Source organism: Bordetella tumbae (assembly GCF_965139195.1).
Classification (GTDB): Bacteria; Pseudomonadota; Gammaproteobacteria; order Burkholderiales; family Burkholderiaceae_B; genus Bordetella_A; species Bordetella_A tumbae.
Window position 1 is genome coordinate 1 of the sequence record NZ_CBCSJH010000063.1, and the last position, 19,305, is coordinate 19,305.

General features: G+C 60.2%; 20 protein-coding genes. 4 read left to right on the forward strand and 16 right to left on the reverse strand.

Going from position 1 to position 19,305, the window contains the following annotated elements; translation table 11 throughout:
• Positions 1 to 367 precede the first annotated feature (367 nt).
• From ACNA0J_RS28785 to ACNA0J_RS28800, 4 genes are all read right to left on the reverse strand, one after another.
• Positions 368 to 1,153 (reverse strand): lysophospholipid acyltransferase family protein, encoded by a 786-nt coding sequence (locus ACNA0J_RS28785; protein ID WP_415822437.1) that lies wholly within the window; start codon positions 1,151 to 1,153, stop codon positions 368 to 370.
• Between the two features lie 96 nt (positions 1,154 to 1,249).
• On the reverse strand, positions 1,250 to 1,645 hold the full coding sequence (gene ruvX / locus ACNA0J_RS28790; protein WP_415822418.1) for a Holliday junction resolvase RuvX: 396 nt from the start codon (positions 1,643 to 1,645) through the stop codon (positions 1,250 to 1,252).
• Entirely contained in the window at positions 1,638 to 2,252 is a 615-nt protein-coding gene (locus tag ACNA0J_RS28795; protein ID WP_415822419.1) for a YqgE/AlgH family protein, read from the reverse strand. Before ACNA0J_RS28795 ends, ruvX begins: the two co-directional genes overlap by 8 nt.
• Positions 2,253 to 2,301: 49 nt before the next feature.
• Positions 2,302 to 2,466 (reverse strand): rubredoxin, encoded by a 165-nt coding sequence (locus ACNA0J_RS28800; protein ID WP_094819754.1) that lies wholly within the window; start codon positions 2,464 to 2,466, stop codon positions 2,302 to 2,304.
• A 159-nt stretch (positions 2,467 to 2,625) separates the two neighbouring features.
• Here ACNA0J_RS28800 and ACNA0J_RS28805 point away from each other — a divergent pair, with 159 nt between their 5' ends.
• Genes ACNA0J_RS28805 through hemL form a run of 3 tightly spaced genes read left to right on the forward strand, consistent with a single transcriptional unit; the run spans position 2,626 to position 5,463 of the window.
• The gene (locus tag ACNA0J_RS28805) at positions 2,626 to 3,435 is read left to right on the forward strand and encodes a bifunctional hydroxymethylpyrimidine kinase/phosphomethylpyrimidine kinase (RefSeq protein WP_415822438.1); all 810 of its coding nucleotides are present in this window, start codon (positions 2,626 to 2,628) and stop codon (positions 3,433 to 3,435) included.
• On the forward strand, positions 3,432 to 4,172 hold the full coding sequence (thiE, locus tag ACNA0J_RS28810) for a thiamine phosphate synthase (RefSeq protein WP_415822420.1): 741 nt from the start codon (positions 3,432 to 3,434) through the stop codon (positions 4,170 to 4,172). Before ACNA0J_RS28805 ends, thiE begins: the two co-directional genes overlap by 4 nt.
• A gap of 7 nt (positions 4,173 to 4,179) precedes the next feature.
• On the forward strand, positions 4,180 to 5,463 hold the full coding sequence (gene hemL, locus ACNA0J_RS28815) for a glutamate-1-semialdehyde 2,1-aminomutase (RefSeq protein ID WP_415822421.1): 1,284 nt from the start codon (positions 4,180 to 4,182) through the stop codon (positions 5,461 to 5,463).
• Positions 5,464 to 5,539: 76 nt separating this feature from the next.
• On the opposite strand, the gene ACNA0J_RS28820 is transcribed toward hemL, so the two are convergent.
• From ACNA0J_RS28820 to ACNA0J_RS28840, 5 genes are read right to left on the reverse strand one after another with little or no spacing between them, the layout of a single operon-like run.
• Positions 5,540 to 6,280 (reverse strand): ABC transporter substrate-binding protein, encoded by a 741-nt coding sequence (locus ACNA0J_RS28820; protein ID WP_415822422.1) that lies wholly within the window; start codon positions 6,278 to 6,280, stop codon positions 5,540 to 5,542.
• A gap of 23 nt (positions 6,281 to 6,303) precedes the next feature.
• Entirely contained in the window at positions 6,304 to 7,074 is a 771-nt protein-coding gene (locus ACNA0J_RS28825; protein WP_415822423.1) for an MBL fold metallo-hydrolase, read from the reverse strand.
• Between the two features lie 3 nt (positions 7,075 to 7,077).
• Positions 7,078 to 8,055: a Bug family tripartite tricarboxylate transporter substrate binding protein gene (locus ACNA0J_RS28830; protein ID WP_415822424.1), complete on the reverse strand. Its 978-nt coding sequence runs from the start codon at positions 8,053 to 8,055 to the stop codon at positions 7,078 to 7,080.
• 28 nt (positions 8,056 to 8,083) lie between these two features.
• Complete coding sequence (locus ACNA0J_RS28835; protein ID WP_415822425.1) at positions 8,084 to 9,133, reverse strand: Ldh family oxidoreductase; 1,050 nt, start codon at positions 9,131 to 9,133, stop codon at positions 8,084 to 8,086.
• Positions 9,134 to 9,167: 34 nt separating this feature from the next.
• Positions 9,168 to 10,160, reverse strand: coding sequence for a Bug family tripartite tricarboxylate transporter substrate binding protein (locus tag ACNA0J_RS28840; protein ID WP_415822426.1), 993 nt, complete (start codon positions 10,158 to 10,160; stop codon positions 9,168 to 9,170).
• Between the two features lie 107 nt (positions 10,161 to 10,267).
• Here ACNA0J_RS28840 and ACNA0J_RS28845 point away from each other — a divergent pair, with 107 nt between their 5' ends.
• On the forward strand, positions 10,268 to 11,164 hold the full coding sequence (locus ACNA0J_RS28845) for a LysR family transcriptional regulator (protein WP_415822427.1): 897 nt from the start codon (positions 10,268 to 10,270) through the stop codon (positions 11,162 to 11,164).
• Here the strand turns inward: ACNA0J_RS28845 and ACNA0J_RS28850 are convergent.
• The 7 genes from ACNA0J_RS28850 to ACNA0J_RS28880 all read right to left on the reverse strand — a co-directional run bounded on the left by ACNA0J_RS28850 (position 11,161) and on the right by ACNA0J_RS28880 (position 19,115).
• Entirely contained in the window at positions 11,161 to 11,565 is a 405-nt protein-coding gene (locus ACNA0J_RS28850; RefSeq protein ID WP_415822428.1) for a RidA family protein, read from the reverse strand. The genes ACNA0J_RS28845 and ACNA0J_RS28850 overlap by 4 nt on opposite strands.
• A 72-nt stretch (positions 11,566 to 11,637) precedes the next feature.
• A complete protein-coding gene (locus tag ACNA0J_RS28855; RefSeq protein ID WP_415822429.1) occupies positions 11,638 to 12,072 on the reverse strand; it encodes an acyl-CoA thioesterase in 435 nt (144 codons plus the stop codon).
• Between the two features lie 41 nt (positions 12,073 to 12,113).
• The gene (locus ACNA0J_RS28860) at positions 12,114 to 13,754 is read right to left on the reverse strand and encodes an AMP-binding protein (RefSeq protein ID WP_415822430.1); all 1,641 of its coding nucleotides are present in this window, start codon (positions 13,752 to 13,754) and stop codon (positions 12,114 to 12,116) included.
• 45 nt (positions 13,755 to 13,799) lie between these two features.
• Entirely contained in the window at positions 13,800 to 14,969 is a 1,170-nt protein-coding gene (locus tag ACNA0J_RS28865) for an acyl-CoA dehydrogenase family protein (RefSeq protein ID WP_415822431.1), read from the reverse strand.
• A gap of 1 nt (position 14,970) precedes the next feature.
• Complete coding sequence (locus ACNA0J_RS28870; protein WP_415822433.1) at positions 14,971 to 15,828, reverse strand: enoyl-CoA hydratase family protein; 858 nt, start codon at positions 15,826 to 15,828, stop codon at positions 14,971 to 14,973.
• 54 nt (positions 15,829 to 15,882) lie between these two features.
• A complete protein-coding gene (locus ACNA0J_RS28875; RefSeq protein WP_415822434.1) occupies positions 15,883 to 16,674 on the reverse strand; it encodes an SDR family NAD(P)-dependent oxidoreductase in 792 nt (263 codons plus the stop codon).
• Complete coding sequence (locus ACNA0J_RS28880) at positions 16,671 to 19,115, reverse strand: bifunctional salicylyl-CoA 5-hydroxylase/oxidoreductase (protein WP_415822436.1); 2,445 nt, start codon at positions 19,113 to 19,115, stop codon at positions 16,671 to 16,673. The genes ACNA0J_RS28875 and ACNA0J_RS28880 overlap by 4 nt, the downstream gene beginning before the upstream one ends.
• Between the last annotated feature and the right edge of the window lie 190 nt (positions 19,116 to 19,305).

Genomic DNA, 19,305 nt, shown 5'->3' on the forward strand with positions numbered 1-19,305 from the left:
CGTCGCTGCGCTCCTTCGGTTTCCCTCGCTCGACCACGAGGCGCCCCCACACCGTGATTGCCCCTGCTCGACTCGCGATGGCTCAAGCCTCCCACATCGCTGGGACGGGTGTCTTGCTTAGGCTTCGTGGGGCGGGCTTTGGCAAGGAAGAATATCTTGCAGGGTTGTTATTTTTGGCCGCCTACGGGCGCGGCCAAAAATAACGTTTGGTCTGGAGAGGGCAAGCTTTTTTGGAGTGGGATGGATACTGGCGTTTCGGCTATCGCCGAGACGGAGCAACTCGCTACAGCACCGATCCAATTACGCAATGCCGAGGCGACGGCGTCAAATCGCCGGTTGTTCATAGCTACCCGCTCTCGCGCTGCTGTTATAAGCGGTCGGCGATGGCGGAGCGGGCTTGTTTGGAGATTTCCAAGCGGGTGACTGGAGTGCCGTCGGGGCTTTGCGTGGCCAGCGGGGCGACGAATTCGACTTCGACTGAGAGGCCTGTGGCGCCCAGAACGCGCCAGAGGTTGGTGGCGAGGGTTTCTTCGCCGACGAAGGCGGCCAAAGGGCTGCGCTGGCCGTGTTGCAGGAAGCGCAGGACGACGGGCTGGATCGGGATACAGGCTACGCGGGCAGGCTCGAAGAGGCTGGCATGGAAGGGACGGACGGTGTCGCCTTCACTGGTAGTGCCTTCGGGGAATAGGCCGACGGCCTCGCCTTGTTTAAATCGGGCCTGGACGGCTTCGCCGACGGCGTGGACGGCATGGCGTTGGCCCCGTTCGATGAACAGGGTGCCGGCGCCTGCAGCGAGCCAGCCTATGACTGGCCAGCTGCGGATTTCGCTTTTGGCCACAAAGGCTGTGGCGCGAACGGAATTGACGACGAAGATGTCGATCCACGATACGTGATTGGCTACCCACAGGACCGCATCGGTCAGCAAGGGTTGACCGCTGACGACGACACGGATGCCGCAAAATGACATCAGCCAGCGTGACCAGAAGCGATTTAGCCGCGCACGTGCAGACAGTCCCAGAAAGGGATAGACAAGGCCTACGCAGAGCAAGCCAAAAATGATCCACAGCACCACGAGGATCAAACGCAGAACGATGCGTGGAAACTTGAGTAAAGACAAGTTCAGGACTCCCAGGCCATCGTCCTGCCCTCCCATGGGGTGGACGGTCGGCCGGCCAGCATCATACCTGTGATTGCTTGCTGGCATCTCATTACAGCTGGGACGACACCTCGCTGTACGAGCGAATAGTGGTCAAGGCAAGGCATCTAGATAGCGTTGCAGGATGACCGAGGCGGCCATCGCGTCGTCGGGCTCGTTCGTACCCAACAATTGCTGGGCCTCCATGCTGGAGCCGCGCTCATCGACGAGCTCGACCGTCAAGCCGAACCGGCCGTGGAGTTGATTGGCAAAACGGCGGCAGCGGGCAGTGGCGGGCTGTTCCCCGCCATCGGAGGCCAGTGCCAGCCCGACAATCACGCGTTGGGGCTGCCACTCCTGCAGCAATTGGGCAATGCGCCCAAACCGGGTATCGCGAATTTCGGAGAAAATGATCTCGAGCGGCCGCGCTTGCCGGGTCAAGGTGTTCCCGATGGCGATGCCGATTTTCTTTTCCCCGAAATCGAAGGCCAGCAGGGTTTCCTCAGGCATGCCCCGCACCGCCGGACAGCATGACGGGATCGACGCCCAGCAGCTTCAGCGCCGCAGGGTAGCGGTCTTCGGGCGGCACGTCGAAGATGACCTTGGCGTCAGCGCTTACGCTCAGCCAGGCGTTCTGGGCCATTTCGCTTTCGAGTTGGCCGGCACCCCACCCTGCATAACCAAGCGTAACCAGGATACGCGCAGGCCCGTTACCATCGGCAACAGCTTGCAGCACATCCCGGGATGTCGTCAGGGCCATGTCGCCCAATTTGATGCTCGAACTGTAGTCTCCGGCAGGGGCATGCAGGACGAATCCGCGATCGGTCTGCACCGGCCCGCCAAAGAAGACGGGTGTATCGTTGACGGGCTGAATCTCGAGTTTCAGATCAATACGCTCGAACAAACCGGACAAAGTCAGGTCCGTCGGACGATTGATCACCAACCCCAACGCCCCGCGCTGGGTATGCTCGCAAATATAAATGACCGATCCCGCCAGATTGCCCTCGACCATCTGCGGCATGGCGATCAGGAACTGGTTGGAAAAATCGGTGGCCGGCGCCTGGGACGTATCATCGTCCGCGTCATCAGCATGCGTATCGTAGTGCTCGTCGGTCATAACACCCCCTTGTTGGGGCTGGACGGGGACAGCCAGGCTGCCCGCACGTTCAGATTTCCATCAATTCAAAGTCTTCTTTCCGGGCGCCGCACTCGGGACAGACCCAGTTCGGCGGGACGTCTTCCCAGCGGGTGCCCGGAGCAATGCCTTCTTCTGGCAAGCCAGACTCTTCATCGTATACCCAGCCACAAATTAAACACATCCAAGTACGCATAGTTCTCTTTTCTCTGTTACATCAATTGCGGCCGACCCGCCCGCGACGGGCAAAGCGTAAGCCGCATCCATTAGAATGGGGCAATCTTACCGAAACCCAATAGGGGTTGCCCGATTTGCCGTCGTGCGATCGGACAAAATCCCGTCTTTCACGCAGCATTTGACCTCTGTGACTCCCCCTCTCATCCTGATTTTCGGGCCGGTTGATCCCTCTGGCGCCGACGGACTCCCCGCTGACGCCGTGACCAGCGCCCGCCTGGGCTGCCACGGATTGGCCGCGGCGACGGCTCTTACCGTGCAGGATACTGCCGGAATCGAAGACATCCAGCCCATTTCCCCTGAATTGCTCGACGACCAGGCCCGCTGCCTGCTCGAAGACATGCCGGTACACGCGATTAAAGTCGGTGGACTTTACAGTGCCGAGACGGCTAGCGTGGTGGCCCAGGTCGCCGCAGACTATAGCCAGGTGCCGCTGGTGCTGCATCTAGGCCAACGCGGCCTGCTGTCCCAGGACGTGGCAGCCGAAGACGACGCTCAAGATCTGCTGGCCGCCACGCTGGAACTGGTGCTGCCCCAGACCGACCTGGTCGTGGTCGAACACCTGCGCCTGGCGCAATGGCATGCGGATGGCGAAATCAATATCGGCGATGCCCCCAGCCCGATGCATGCGCTGGTCGCGGGCGGTGCGCAGTGGGCCCTGGTACTGGGCGCTCCAGTGCGTCCCGGACATAACGCCAACGTCTTGCTGGGTCCCGAAGGGCAAACCGTCACCTTGCCCTGGCAGGCTCCCCCTGAGCGCAATGCCGACACCGGCGGCGTCGCCGCGACGGCGGCGGCTGCCATGCTGGCACAGGGGCTGGACATGCCCAAAGCGGTGGAACAAGCCTTGCACCACGCCGATCAGACCCTGGCAACCGCCTTTTTGGCGGGAATGGGTCGACGGATTCCAAATCGGATAGGCACCCCATGAGCACATTACGCTTTCCGTCGGGACTCTACGGTGTTACCCCTGAATGGGACGACACGGATCGCTTGCTGGACGCCGTGCGTGCCGCAGCCGCGGGTGGCATGCGTGCCCTGCAACTGCGGCGCAAAAACGCCACCGTTGAGCAACGTTCGGCCCAGGCTCGCGCACTGGCGCCGCTATGCCGCGAGCTCGGCGTCGTATTTTTGATCAACGACCACTGGCGTCTGGCGCTGGAAGTCGGCGCCGATGGCGCCCATCTGGGCCGTGACGACGGTGATCTGGCGCAGGCGCGTGCGGATGCCGGACCGAATCTGATCCTGGGCGCGTCCTGCTACAACGAATTGGATCGGGCGCGTCAGTTGCTCGATGCAGGCGCAGACTACATCGCGTTTGGGGCGGTGTTTTCCTCGCCCACCAAACCGCAAGCGGTGCAAGCGCCCTTGAGCCTGCTCGCACAGGCTCGCGAATTGGCGATACGTCATGCCGCTGATCGGGGTGCGGCCGCACAACCGGTGAACGCAACGACTGCGTCCTCGACAGCAACCATGGCACGCGCTGCGGTGGTCGCTATCGGCGGCATCACCCCTGCCCTGGCACCGCAGGTCGCTCAGGCAGGAGCAGACAGTATCGCGGTGATCACGGGGCTGTTCGAGGCCCCTGACATCAAGGCCGCAGCCCAAGCCTGCGCTGCGCCGTTTCCTTCATCTTGCCGCGACGCGGACGCGTCGCTTTTTTCATAAGAACATCATGTCCACCAACGCCGAACTTTTTGATCGTGCTTGCCGCAGCATCCCTGGCGGCGTCAACTCACCTGTACGCGCCTTCCGCTCGGTGGGCGGCACGCCGCGCTTTATCAAGCGCGCCCAAGGGCCTTATGTGTGGGACGAGGAAGACACTCGTTACATCGACTACGTCGGTTCCTGGGGCCCGGCCATCCTGGGCCACGCCCATCCCGACGTCGTCGAGGCCGTGCGCGAAGCTGCGCTAGGGGGCTTGTCGTTCGGCGCACCAACCCAAGCCGAGATCGAACTGGCGGAAACCTTGATCGAACGCCTGCCCTCTCTGGACAAAGTTCGCCTGGTGAGCTCGGGCACAGAGGCTACGATGACGGCTATCCGCCTGGCGCGCGGCGCCACCGGCCGTGCCAAGATCGTCAAATTCGAGGGCTGTTATCACGGCCATTCCGACAGCCTGCTGGTCAAAGCCGGCTCGGGCTTGTTGACGTTGGGCAATCCCAGCTCTGCTGGCGTGCCGCCTGAGTTCGTCTCGCACACGCTGACCCTGGAATACAACAACCTCACCGCCGTCGACGCCGCGTTTGCGCAACACGGCGCCGACATTGCCTGCGTCATCGTGGAACCTGTCGCCGGCAACATGAACCTCATCAAGCCCGCCGATGGCTTCCTGCAGGGCCTGCGGGATCTGTGCACGCGACATGGCGCCGTCCTGATTTTCGACGAAGTCATGACAGGTTTTCGTGTGGGCCCCCAAGGCGTCCAAGGTCTGACCGGCATCAAACCCGATCTGACGACCTTGGCGAAAGTCATCGGTGGCGGTATGCCCGTCGGCGCATTGGGCGGCCGCGCCGACCTGATGGAACATCTGGCTCCGCTGGGAGCCGTCTACCAGGCAGGCACACTGTCGGGCAACCCCGTCGCGGTCGCCGCCGGCCTGGCCACCTTGCGCCTGATTGGCGAGCCGGGCTTCTATGATCGCCTGGCAACCCAGACGACGCGCCTGGTCGACGGTCTGCGCCAGCGCGCCCAAGCCGCCAATATCGCGTTCTCCGCCGACGCTGTCGGTGGCATGTTCGGCCTGTATTTCCGAGAGACCGTCCCTGCCTCATTCACCGAGGTTTCGGCCAGCAACGGCGAGGCGTTCAAGCATTTCTTCCACGCCATGCTGGATCGCGGCGTACATTTTGCGCCGTCGGCCTTTGAGGCCGGTTTCGTCTCGGCCACGCATGATGACGCAGTCATCGATGGGACGCTGGACGCAGCCGAGGCAGTTTTTGCGGGAATGCGGGCCTAAAGACCTGACCGCCTGAGGAAACATCGCAACATCATCAGGCCGTCTACTGACTGTAGACGGCCTGATGCCATCGTACTCAGGTCAAGGCCGCAGCCGGAGCCACAGCAGCCCCCTGTATGCCATGACGTTTCAGCGCATCCTCAACAAATCCACTGCGCTTCATCTCTTCGACAAAGCTGGCCAGCACTTTCGCAGCGGCCTCTACTCGCCCGCGCGGCAGCCCCATCGCCTGACGAATCGTCATAAAGCTTCCTTCCAGCAGACGCAATCCGCCATAGTGGCGCGCATCCGACTCAAGTTGTTGCTTGACCCCCGCGGCCACCTCGGTCCCATCAGCCAAAAAGGTTGCCACAACCGTCGGAGACGTCGCCGCCCGCGTGATAGATGCGTGTTTTAACTCGCGAGACAAGAACAGATCGTAGGCACTGCCTTGGCCTACCGTCACGCGATGTCCCGCGCGATCGACCTCGTCCATGTGCTGCAACGGCGAGTCATCGCGGACCAGATAGGCCCCCTCAATCAGCACATAGGCATCGGTAAAACATATCCCTGCCGCACGTTTGGGATCGATGGCGAAAAAACCGATATCGGCTCGCTCTTGCGTCACCGTGTCCACGGACTTGCCGGCGCCATCAAGCACGACCAGCTCCAGCTCCACACCGAGGCGCCGGGCAAAAGCACCCGCGAGGTCTACAGACACGCCTACTGGCTCACCTGCGGCATTTCGATTCGCGAGAATGGGATTACCGAGATTGATAGATGCCCGCAGACGGCCGGCAGGGGTGAAGGAAGAAACGACATTCGGATCAATAGTCATAGAGGAAGGGGCCAAGAGATAATTCAAACGGAAAATCGTTGTAATCGCGGCTGACAGCAAAGATCGATCGGCATGGGCTCTAGATCGTCGCCAAACCACGCGTTAATGGCTGCGCGGCGTTCGCCCACGTATTCGGGCAGCCCCTGGTCATTCAAGATCATTCCCACATCATGTCCCGGCACGAGCAACGTATTGGGCCGGCGGCGCCACAGCCTCCAGATCTGTGCCATGCTTGCTTGGCTCGCAGCGACGTCCCCTGTATCCACGACACGGCTGGATATCAACTCCGCGCGATTCTTTGCCGCATCTCCGGTAAACAGCACGGGTTGACGTTCGTCGTCCACATAAAACAGAAGGTGGCCCGGAGTATGCCCCGGCGCGTCAATGGCTGTAATACCGGGAATGAACGTTTCGTTGTGACGCAGACGCTTGACGCGGGCCAGCTGTGTCAGCTCTCGTACGTACAGCTCGGGCAAGGGATTGAAACCCGGTGGTTGTTTTGATGCCCAGTCGAGTTCCAGCTCCCCTATCCAAACGGTGGCATTGGGAAAAAGCACGAAATTCACGGCATGGTCGTAATGGGCGTGCGTCAGCACCACATCGGTGATCTCTGACGCCTCGACACCACAAGCATGCAATTGCTTGTTGAGCAGATGGCGAATACCGAAAGCCCCCACATCAACCAGGATCTTGCGATCCGCCGCGCGCAATAACGTGCTGGTGCTCCAACCCAGCCCACCGTGACAGACGGCGCGCCCCGGGTATCCCTGCACAAGAATATCGATCTGATACATCGCTTACTCCGCTTTCACATGAGCATCTTGAATCAGCTGCCGATAGCGCAGCAGATCCTCGCGTATCTGCTGCGCAAACGCTTCGGGCGTCCCGGCGATGATCTCGTTGCCTCCATCGGTCGCCAGCTTTCGAACCACATCAGGATGTTGTGCGGCGCGCACGGCGGCGTCGTGCAGCTTCGCAATGATTTGGGGATCCGTGCCGGCCGGCGCCAAGAGGCCTTGAAACTGTGTCACGACGAAATCCTTGTAGCCTAGCTCCTGCATCGTAGGAATGTCGGGAAGCCCTTCTGCCCGGCGAGGACCGGATACCGCGTACCCGCGCAGCTTTCCCGTACGCAGATAGGGCGTGGCGGTAACCACCGTATCAAAGGTGAAAGAAAGTTGGCCACCCAGGACATCCGTCAACGCCTGCGCATTGCCTTTGTACGGGATGTGCGAAAGCTCGGTCTTGGTCTGCATCGCCAACAATTCCCCGGCCAAATGCCCGCCGGCACCAATACCGGCGGAACCATAAGTGACCGCACCGGGCTTCTCCTTTGCAGCTGCAATGAGTTCATCAAGACTGTGAATCGATGACTGCTCAGGTACGACCAGCACATACTGATAGCTCGCGATCTGACTGATGGGAGCAAAATCCTTGACGGGATCGTACGGTGTTTTTTTGTAAAGCGAAGGATTGACGACGAGCGGACCACTCGCATCGAGCAGCAGCGTATAGCCGTCCGGCGCAGACTTGGCGACCATATCGGTGCCAATCATGCCATTGGCTCCCGGCTTGTTTTCCACAACGATCGTGCCGCCGAGTTCGTGAGACATCTGTGCGGCCAACACTCGCGCGGTGATATCGGCAGCCCCGCCAGCGACATAGGGCACAATCATCCGGATGGGTTTATCTGGGTAATCGGCCATGGCAGCACCGGGGGATCCCATCAGCCCCGCGACGAATATCACGCCCGAACATAGACTTTTTTTCCTCATCGCCTGTCTCCTCTATACGCCGCAACACTCAAGCGACCGGCTCGCCCGCATGCTTGCGCAATAACGCCAGTACCTCTGGCTCGAGGGCGATACCGTCCGCTCGTTGCGCTTTCAGCCTGGACAGCTCAATGTCGCCTGGTTGAATGACTGGCCGCTCGGCATCTGCAGCAGGGCTGTCATGCAAAATGGAGGCAAAATCATTCATTCTGTCGGTGAGCCACTGGGTCGAACCCAGCCTCTTGGTATCAATCAACAGAAAGAAATGCCCCAAATTCTGAGGTTCGTCTGGCGCATCGACCCATGACTTCACGTGTGTCAGATAAGCCGCGCCGGACAGCAATCCGGCAAAGAGATCCACCATCAACGCGAGTCCGTAACCTTTGTGTCCGCCGATAGGCAGGAGAAAACCATCGAGCGCCTGCTTAGGATCCGTCGTCGGCCGACCGGAGGCATCCGTTGCCCAGGTATCCGGAATCGAGGCACCCGCTTTCAGGGCATTGCGAATCTTCGCTCTGGCGACAACGCTCATGGCCATATCCAACAGGAAAGGGTTTCCTCCAGGATTGGGAACGGCAAAGCCAATCGGACTATTGCCCACGCGAGCATCCGTTCCTCCCCAAGGGGCTATGGTCGTGGTCGCGTTGCTGCCTATGATGCTGGCAAACCCGGCCTCTGCCGCGATCAGGCCATAAGGCGAAATCGGCCCGAAATGATTACTCTGCCGCGCAAACGCGATACCAACGCCACACTGCTCTGCCGCCTGCATGGCAGCCCGTAACGCATGCATTCCTACCAGAGGACCAACGGCGTTATCCCCCGCCACCAATCGCAGCCCGGGTGCGGGGCTCGTCACTTGAATATTCGGACGGGCATTGATCCCGCGCACCTGCAGGCGCTCACCATAGGACTCGATGCGCGACAAGCCATGAGTGGAGAGTCCAAACAAATCTGCCAGCACGAGAATCCGAACCACATCCACCGCATCTTGATGGGGCAATCCCAGCCCTTCAAAGGCTCGGATGCCGAGTTCCGTTAACTGCGCTTCTGGTACAACGATCTTTTCTCGTGCTTGAGTCATGCTGAATGTTCCTGGATGGGTATGCTGTCTTGATTTATTCAATAGAGAGATGCGCGTCTTTCACGACCCGGCCCCATCGCTGCTCTTCCGCGTCGATAAAAGCCGCGAATTCGGCGGGGCCCGCGCCGGAGGGCTCGCTTGCGTCGTGAGCCAAGCGGTTTCGGACAGCATCAGTGTTAAGCGCATACAAAGCCGCCTGGTGCAGTCGTTTGATAACCGGGTCTGGGGTTCCTGCCGGCGCCAAGAGGCCAAACCACTGCGAACTTTCGAAGCCTGGATACCCCTGTTCGGCAACAGTTGGCACATCAGGCAATACGGAAAGCCGAGCCGCTGATCCCACTGCCACGATCCGGATCTTGCCGGACTGGGCGTGCGGCAACAGCCCTGGCGTTCCCGCTGCGGCAGCGTCGATGTTGCCTGCCAATAAATCGTTGACCTGTGCGCCAGTGCCTCGATAAGGCACATGCACCACGTCGATCTTTGCCGCAGTTTTCAACATCTCGAATGCGAGATGTCCGGCACTGCCGTTACCTGCGGACCCGTAATTGATCTCGCCAGGTTTAGACCGCGCCAACTGAACGAACTCGGGCAAAGTCTTTGCCGGTACATTGCCCCCCACGGCGAAGACCATAGGCAGCTTGGCCAACAAGACGATCGGGGCGAAATCGCGGCGCGGGTCGTAGTTCAATTTCGGCATCATGGTAGGGTTGACCGCCAACGTCCCCACATGCCCCAGAATCAAGGTATATCCGTCCGGATTGGCTCGGGCGACCTCCGTCGTGGCAATCGTTCCCTGACCGCCGCCCTTGTTTTCCACGATGACCTGCTGCCCCAGGTCGCGCGACATTTCCGCGGCAACCGCCCGCGCGACCACGTCCGAACTACCCCCGGGCCCATAAGGAACGAGCAATCGAATAGGCCGCTCGGGCCACTCGCCGGCGTTTGCTGCCGCCGCCGCACAGATCAGCGTAGAAATCCAGGCAAGCCGCGCCCATCGGCGCAGAGGGTTTCTGCGTAAAAGCATCATTAGTTTGTCTCCTCGCTCGCAGACCGTTCTCTGCGATGGGAGCTATCGTGCCTAGGCCTCAGAATAGAGTAAAGTGCAAAAATTCGATCTATTCTTGTTCAAAACGCATGAAATTCGATCTTGCCGATTTGCGCGCTTTCTTGGCCGTGGCCGACTTAGGCAGCTTTCGAGCAGCGTCCGAGGCCTTGCATCTCTCACAATCGGCGCTATCGCGTCGCGCGGACAAACTGGAAGACGCGCTCGGCGTCCAACTGTTTACGAGAACCACAAGAAAAGTCGAGCTGACCACGATAGGACGCGGTTTCGTTCCCAGAGCCAGGAACGTTCTGAACGAACTGGAGAATGCGCTGGTCGGTATCCAGGACGTGGCCGAACGGCTGTCAGGAATGGTGACCATTGCCTGCGTACCATCGGCTGTCGGATACTTTCTCCCCGACGTGATTCGTGAATATCATGCGCGCTATCCGCGCATCAGAATCCGCATCATCGACGAATCCTCGTCTCAGGTATTAACGGCGGTCGCTCGTGGCGATGCGGATTTCGGCTTGACTTATATCGGTACCAACGATGCAGAGATCGAGTTCAAGCCATTGCTTGAGGAACCCTTTGTCGCAGCCGTCAGCCGCGCACATCCTTTGGCCAAGCGGCGATCCATCAATTGGGCAGACCTGGCGCATCACGCCTATATCACGCTGGCACAAGGCAGCGGCAACCGCTTTCTGATTGACCAGGCTCTGGCGCGCAGTGAACAGCGGCCTCGCCATTTCTGTGAAGTACAACACGTACCGGCGCTGGTCAGCATGGTCGAAGCAGGCCTGGGAATCGGCGTCGTCCCACGCCTGGCCATGCCATCCAAAGGCCATGACACCTTGGTCAGCATCACACTGCGTAACCCCACGATCACACGAACCATAGGGCTGATACATCCCCGCGGCAAGGACCTCAACCCCGTCGCGCGACTGCTATACGACCTGCTCGCAGAAAAGGTGGAGTCCCGGCGTTAGCCGGGAATTACCGCCGTCACCTCGATCTCTACCTTGGCCCGCTCCTCGACCAGATCGGCGACCTCGACCGCGCTCATCGGCGGGAAATGCCGTCCGACGATCTCTCGATAGTGCTTGCCGATATCTGGATAGGACGCCACATACTCGCGCTTGTTCTTCACATACCACGTCATGCGCACGATGTGCTCTGGCTTGCCCCCGCCTTCGGCCAATATCGCCATCACGTTCAGCAGTGCCTGCCGCACTTGTCCGGCAAAGTCGTCCGTCTCGAACTGCTGCTGACCATTCCAGCCCACCTGTCCCCCGACAAACACCAGCCGGTCCCCGACCGCGACTTGCGTCATCACTCCGTTCGAATAGCCACGCGGTGGCATCCAATCAGGCGGTTGCAAAATCTTCATGGGATCATCCTTTTATTAAAAACTTCGAACGCCGCACCTATGGCTGACGGCTTTCATCGAAAGCACGATGCCTTACTGCGACGGGTCTGCGATTAAAAACTCCTGCATACGCAGGCGTAAATCATCGGGAATCGCGGTAGACCGCATACGATCCAGATCCACCGTGACGATGGTGAGTGTTGCCTTCAGCCGCACACCGCCATCTGGCCCAAAGAACGTCACCTCAGCGCTGAACGACGCACCGCCGATACGACGCACAATCAGCTCCTGGCGCAAGGTCTCGTGCCAACGGCTCGGCGCAGAAAAATCACATTGCACCGATGCCAGCGGCGTCCCGATGCGGCGGCCTACATGCAACGTGTGAAACGGCAAGCCCATCCCTCTATCGAACCATTCCTCGACGAAATCATTGATCATCTCGAAATAGCGCGGGTAAAACACGATACCGGCAGGATCGCAATGCCGAAAACGTACGTTGACTTCGCTGATAAAGGGTTGTCCTGACATCGCTGTTGATCCTAGGGTAAAACCTGCTCCATATTCAGGTATCAGGCCCTTTGCCTTAACGCAAAGCGCTGCAATTTTCCGGTCTCGGTACGCGGCAGAGCCTCCACGAACTCAATCGCACGCGGGTACTTATAGGGAGCCACAGTCGCTTTTACAAAAGCCTGCAAGGCCTTCACCAGCCCGGCACTCGCTTCATAGCCCGGCTTGAGCACCACAAACGCCTTCACGATCTGGCCGCGCTCGTCATCGGGCACCCCTACGACGCCGCACTCGGCCACGGCTTCATGATGCAAAAGCGCGTCCTCCACCTCGGGGCCGGCAATGTTGTATCCCGCGGAGACGATCATGTCGTCATTGCGGGCCTGATAAAAGAAATAGCCGTCATCGTCTTGTACAAAGGTATCGCCCGGCAGATTCCATCCCTGCTGCACAAAACGTCCCTGACGATCGTCTGCCAGGTAGCGGCATCCCGTCGGCCCTTTGATCGCCAGACGTCCCGCGGTGCCGTTGGGCACAGGCTGCATGTCTTCATCCACCACGCAAGCCACATAGCCTGGCACGACCTTGCCGATCGCTCCGGGGCGGACCTCATCGGGCGGGCTGGAGACGAACACGTGGATCATCTCGGTGCCGCCTATCCCGTCGATCATCTCGATTCCGGTAGCGTTTCGCCATAGCTCACGTGTGGCATCGGGCAAGGCCTCGCCTGCGGACACACTTTTCTTTAACGAGCTGATGTCGTATTTGCCGACCAATCCAGCCATCTGACGGTAAAAAGTCGGAGCAGTAAAAACGATCGTGGCGCGAAAGTCCTGAATCATGGCCATCAACGCATCGGGATTGAGTTTTTCCGCCAACGCCACACTGGCGCCCACGCGCAGCGGAAAACACAGCAGGCCGCCCAAACCGAACGTGAACGCCAAGGGCGGCGTACCGCAGAAGATATCGTCGGGCCCGGGCTTGATGACATGGCGAGGAAACAGATCGCACATGGCCAATACATCGCGATGAAAATGCATGCATCCTTTAGGCATGCCTGTCGTGCCGCTGGTGAACGCAATCAGGCATACATCATCGGCAGCCGTATCGCAGACGGAGAAATCATCGGCTTTAGCCTGCGCCAACACATCCAGCGAATCTGGCGCACTATCGTTAAACAGCACGACCTGACGGAGCGGCTCGCAGTAATGTTCATGATCCGGCTGCAGGCAATGCTCGGCCTCCTCACGCAATTGCGCATCGCACAGCATGGCCGTCACCTGCGCTTTCTCGATGATCTGTTTCAGCTCCTTGGAGCGCAGCAATGGCATCGTCGGCACGGTGACCAGGCCGGCCTTGATGGCGGCCAGCCATGAGGCTGCCATCATCGGATTATTCGGGCCACGCAACAGCAAACGATTGCCCGGGACCAACTGCATGTCCTCGGTCAATACATGGGCAATCCGATTGCTCAGCGTCCGCAACTCGGCATACGTCATAGTCCTGAGCTGATCGCCCTGACGCCAACGCAACGCAATACGTTCACCATGCCCCGCCATCACCGTGGCGTCGACGAGTTCCGCGGCGCAATTCATGCGCTCGGGATAGTTCACATCAGGGCCATCGAGCAGAAACTCGGGCCACTCCTCTGGCGGCGGCAGATGATCTCTTGCGAATGTGTCCAGATGAGCGGAGCGTTCCATGGTGTTCCCCTTGCGATGCGATGATGGGCTGCCGTTGCTAGTTGGCTAGTCTTTAAGCAGCTCTCTGGCGATGATCAGTTTTTGGACTTCCGTCGCACCCTCGTAAATGCGCAGGGCGCGGATCTCCCGATACAACTTCTCGACAGGCATGCCCGATACCACTCCGGCGCCGCCGAACATTTGCAATGCGCGATCGATGACCGCCTGCGCCGACTCTGTCGCGGCCATCTTGGCCATGGCAGCCTCCCGTGTCGTACGCACGCCTTTGACGTCGCGCAGCCAGGCAGCGCGATACGTCAACAGCGCGGCAGAATCAATTGCCGTCGCCATGTCGCCCAGGGCTGCCTGCGTCAACTGCAAGTCCGCCAGGGCCTGGCCGAACATGCGGCGCTCGCGTGCGCGCGACAGGCCCTCATCCAACGCCCGGCGCGCAAAACCCAATGCCGCAGCCGCCACCGATGCGCGGAAAATATCCAGCGTCATCATGGCGAGCTTGAATCCCTGTCCCGGTTCGCCCAACCGTTGCGCAACAGGAATACGGCAATTATCGAACGTCAGTGTCGCCAACGGATGCGGTGCAATGACATCAATGCGTTCGGAAACACTGAATCCCGGCGTGTCGGCATCCACCACAAACGCGGAGATGCCTCGCGCGCCCGGCGCCTCGCCCGTCCGGGCAAAGACGCAGTAAAAGTCCGCGATGCCGCCGTTGGAAATCCAGGTCTTGGCACCATCGAGCACATAATGGTCACCGTCGAGGCGCGCCGAGCAAGACAGTGCCGCCACGTCGGAGCCAGCGTCCGGCTCCGACAGCGCGAACGCGGCAATTGCCTGCCCGCTGGCCACTTTGGGCAAATAACGCTGACGCAGCGCATCTGATCCCATCAGCGCAATCGCCCCGCTGCCCAATCCCTGCATCGCCGCCGCAAAATCCGCCAATCCTTCGTGCCGTGCAAGCGTCTCGCGCAAAATGCACACCATGCGCGAATCGACCTGAGGCAGCGCGCCTCCCCACGTATTGTCAGGACCCGCAGGTACGCAATAACGCAACCAGCCCGCCTGACCCAGTGCGGCGACTAATCGGCGGCATGCTTCGTCCGTATCGTGATGGTCGATATCGGCCAAGGCATCGATGCACCACGCCTCCAGCTCGGCAGCCATCTCACGATGACGATCTTCGAAAAAAGGCCAATCCAGCCACGACGTGTCCGCCATCTCAATCCCCTTTGAAGACCGGTTTCTGCTTGGCCACGAACGCCTCATAGGCCCGATGGAAATCACGTGTCTGCATGCAGATGGCTTGCGCTTCGGCTTCCGCCTCGATCGCCTCGTCCACACCCATATTCCATTCCTGATGCAGCAGTTTTTTCGTCATGCCATGAGCAAACGTCGGGCCGGCGGCCAATTGCGCGGCCAGCGTCTGAGCCGCTGCCAACAGCTGCCCACTGTCGTGCAGGCTATTGAAGAACCCCCACTGCGAGCCCTCTTCTGCGTTCATGGAGCGTCCGGTATAGAGCAGCTCGGATGCGCGCCCCTGGCCGATCATCCGGGGCAGCAACGTGCAAGCACCCATGTCTGCCCCAGCCAGCCCTACCCGCGTGAACAGAAAAGCCGTCTTCGCCGCCGGGGTACCCAGACGCATGTCCGATGCCAAGGCAATCATTGCCCCCGCACCTGCACATACACCGTCCACAGCCGCCACAATCGGCTGCGGGCAGGCCCGCATCGCCTTGACCAGATCGCCCGTCATCCGGGTGAAATCCAGCAGCTCGGGCATACTCATTTTGGTCAACGGTCCGATGATCTCGTGCACGTCGCCACCCGAGCAGAAATTACCGCCGGACCCCGTCACCACGACCACTTTGACATCCGTGGCATAGGACAGGCTGCGAAACAGATCCCGCAGCTCGGCATACGAATCGAACGTCAACGGGTTCTTGCGCTCGGGGCGATTCAAGGTGATCGTCGCAACCTTGCCATCCGCTGACACCTCCCACAGGAAAGTCCGCGCCGCATAGTTTGCATACGGACGGCGATGATGTTTCATGGTGTGCTCTGTGGATGCTTCGGTCATGATGTCTCCTGCTGATCCGCGACGTGTCTCTGGGATGGAAATAAGTTCAAAGTTTCAGCCTGGCATGACCTCGCCGCCATCGACGGCAATGGCCTGGCCATTGATGGATGACGATGACGGCAGGGCCAGCCAGGCAACCGTCTCTGCAACCTCTGCGGGTTGCACCAGACGGCCCTGGGGGTTGCGGGCAGCCAACTCATCACGCGCAGCCTCAGCCGTGCGGCCCGTCTTGCTGACAATATTGCTCACGGCATCGCGCACGATGTCGGTCTCGGTGAAACCCGGGCAAACCGCGTTGACGGTGATGCCCTTGCGCGCCAATTCCAGCGCTAATGCGCGAGTCAGGCCCACCACACCATGCTTGGCTGCACAATAAGCACTGACGTAGGGATAACCGATCAAACCTGCCGTGCTGGCGACATTGATAATTCGTCCCCATCCGGCGGCCAACATGCCCGGCAGCGCGGCCTGCGTGCAGTGGTAGGTGCCGGTCAAGTTCACCGCCAACATGGACTGCCATGTTGCCGCGTCGGTGCGATCGAATCGCTGACTGACCGCCTGGCCTGCGTTATTGACCAGAATATCCACGGCGCCACTATGCTGTGCCGCCTGCTCAAAGGCCGCTCGTACCGAGGCTTCGTCGGCAATATCAGCAACCACGGCATGGACCTGGCCATGCTTGCTCAACGCGGCCACGGCAGCATCCAGTGCGGCCCGGTCGCGCCCCAGCAAGGTCAGCGCTGCCCCACGTTGCTGCAAGGCCTGCGCGCAGGCCAGGCCTATACCGCGGGCGCCGCCCGTCACCAGAGCGTGACGGCCATCCAATACGCCGATAGACGCGTTCATTTGACATCCAATTGCGCCAACAGTGCGGCGCGTTCAAAGTTGGTTTCGAGTTGGCGCTTGCCTGCCGCATATTGTTTCGGCCACGCCGTATCACGGTAACCGACGCGTGCAGCCTCCCGCAATGTCCATGCGGCATCGGCCAGATGCGGGCGAGCCAGCGCGCACAGATCCGCACGGCCGGAGGCGATGATGCCGTTGACATGATCGGCCTCGAAAATCGCACCGACTGCGATCGTGGGAATTCCGGCCTCATTACGCACCCGATCCGCAAAAGGCGTCTGATACATGCGGCCGTATACGGGGTGCTGATCTGGGCTGACCTGGCCTGACGAACAATCGATCATGTCCGCCCCTGCCGCTTTGAAATATCGTGCGATCGCGACCGCATCGTCCGCAGTGATCCCGCCCTCAACCCAGTCGTGAGCGGAAATACGCACGGATATCGGCAGATCCTGAGGCCAGGCTTCACGCACCGCGCGGAATACCTCCAGCGGATAGCGCAGGCGATTTTCCAGGCTGCCGCCATATTCGTCATCCCGCTGGTTGGTCAAAGGCGAGATGAAGCTGGACAGCAAATACCCGTGTGCGCAGTGCAATTCCAGCCAATCGAACCCGGCCTGCGCGGCACGGCGTGCCGATGCCACGAAATCATCGCGCACGCGGTCCATGTCCTCGCGCGTCATCGCACGCGGCGTTTGGGAAACGCCCGGCAAATAAGGCAATGCAGAAGCCGACAACAGCGGCCAGTTGCCGTCTGGAAGCGGATGATCCATCTGCTGCCAGCCCAACTGCGTAGAGCCTTTGCGGCCCGCATGGCCCAACTGCATCCCGATGCGCGCATCGCTGTTAGCGTGCACAAAATCCACGATACGGCCGAACGCCTGGGCCTGCTCGTCGTTCCATAGCCCTGGACATCCCGGGGTAATACGCGCATCCGGCGAAGGACATGTCATCTCGACCATGACCAGGCCTGCACCGCCCATCGCGCGGGCCCCCAGATGCACCAGGTGGAACTCGCCGGGAACACCGTCCACGCAGGAATACATCGCCATGGGAGAGACGACAATGCGGTTCTTCAGGGTGGTGCCGCGCACGCGATACGGTGTCAGCATCGGCAAAGGCGCAGCGGTGGCAGAGGCGTTATCCGATGCAGCGCCGACCTGCGGAGCCGCTGTCGCAGCACCAGAGGCTCGCGTTGCGTTTTTCAGGCCTGCGGCCTCAGTGGCATCGCCCACCTGCGCTGCCGCACGCTGGGCCAGACGGCTTTCATAGCCATTTAACCAGGCAGGATCACGCAAGCGCAGATTTTCGTGCGAGATCCGTTGCGAACGCGTCAACAGTGAATAGGCAAACTGCTCGGGGTCCAGGTCCGCATAACGCTGCACGTTTTCAAACCATTCGGTGGAGTTACGGGCAGCGTTTTGAATCTTTAGCACCTCGACGCTGCGCACATCCTCGTAATGCTGCAGGCCCTGCTCCAGTCCGCCCTCCGCGCCTCCCAGACAGCGCGCCAACTCAATGGCGTCCTCGAGCGCCAGCTTGGTCCCTGAGCCGATCGAGAAATGTGCGGTATGCGCGGCATCCCCCATCAACACCACGGGTACGCGACGCTCGCCGCGCGGCGTATCGAGCGTGTTCCACTGCACCCAGGTATTGCAGATCACGCGAGGGAAACGGATCCAGATCGCTGCGCCGCGCAGGTGCGCTGCGTTGCTGATCAATTTATGCCCATCCAGCCAAGGCGCAAACAGCTTTTCACAAAAGGCGATGCCTTCCTCTTGGCTCATCTCTCCTATCCCTGCGGCCTGCCAGGTTTCCTCGGGCGTCTCGACGATGAACGTCGACAGTCCATCCTCGAATCGATAGGCATGCGCTTGGAACCAGCCGTGCTCGGTCTGCACGAAGGCAAAGGTAAATGCATCAAAGACCTTGGTGGTTCCCAACCACACGAACCGGCAACGGCGCGTGTCGATATCCGGCTTGAACGTTTCCGCGTAGCGGGTACGCACGACGCTGTTCAGACCATCGGAGGCGATCACCAGATCGGCATCGTATTGCTGCGCCACGGCCTGGTCGTCCTGTACGAATGTCTCAAACACCAGCTTTACGCCGACGTCTTCGCAGCGCTGTTGCAGGATATTCAACAATTTCTTGCGGCCGATGCCTATGAATCCGTGCCCGCTGGTCCGGATGCTCTGTCCCTGGAAATTGATCTCAATGTCGTCCCAATGATTGAACGCATCGCCAATCGTCTGCGCCGACACAGGATCGGCCTGCCGGAGGTTGTCCATCGTGGCGTCAGAGAACACCACGCCCCAGCCAAACGTGTCATACGGCCGGTTACGTTCGATCACTGTCACTTCGTTGGCAGGGTTCTGCAATTTCATGAGCAACCCGAAATACAGACCCGCGGGGCCGCCTCCTAGGCAGACAATCTTCATGACACATGACTCCGTGAAAACGGCTCTTTACCAGGGGGTTACTGCTGTTTCCTGGCGATCAAATAGTTTAGGTTTCAACTATATAGCTGGGGAGGGATTCGTGCAAGGGGGTTTTGTGTGCGGGGTTTCGTTGGTGAGGGAGGGATTAGTGCTATTGGACGTCGAAGCGGGGCAGTGNCCGCGTGGGGGC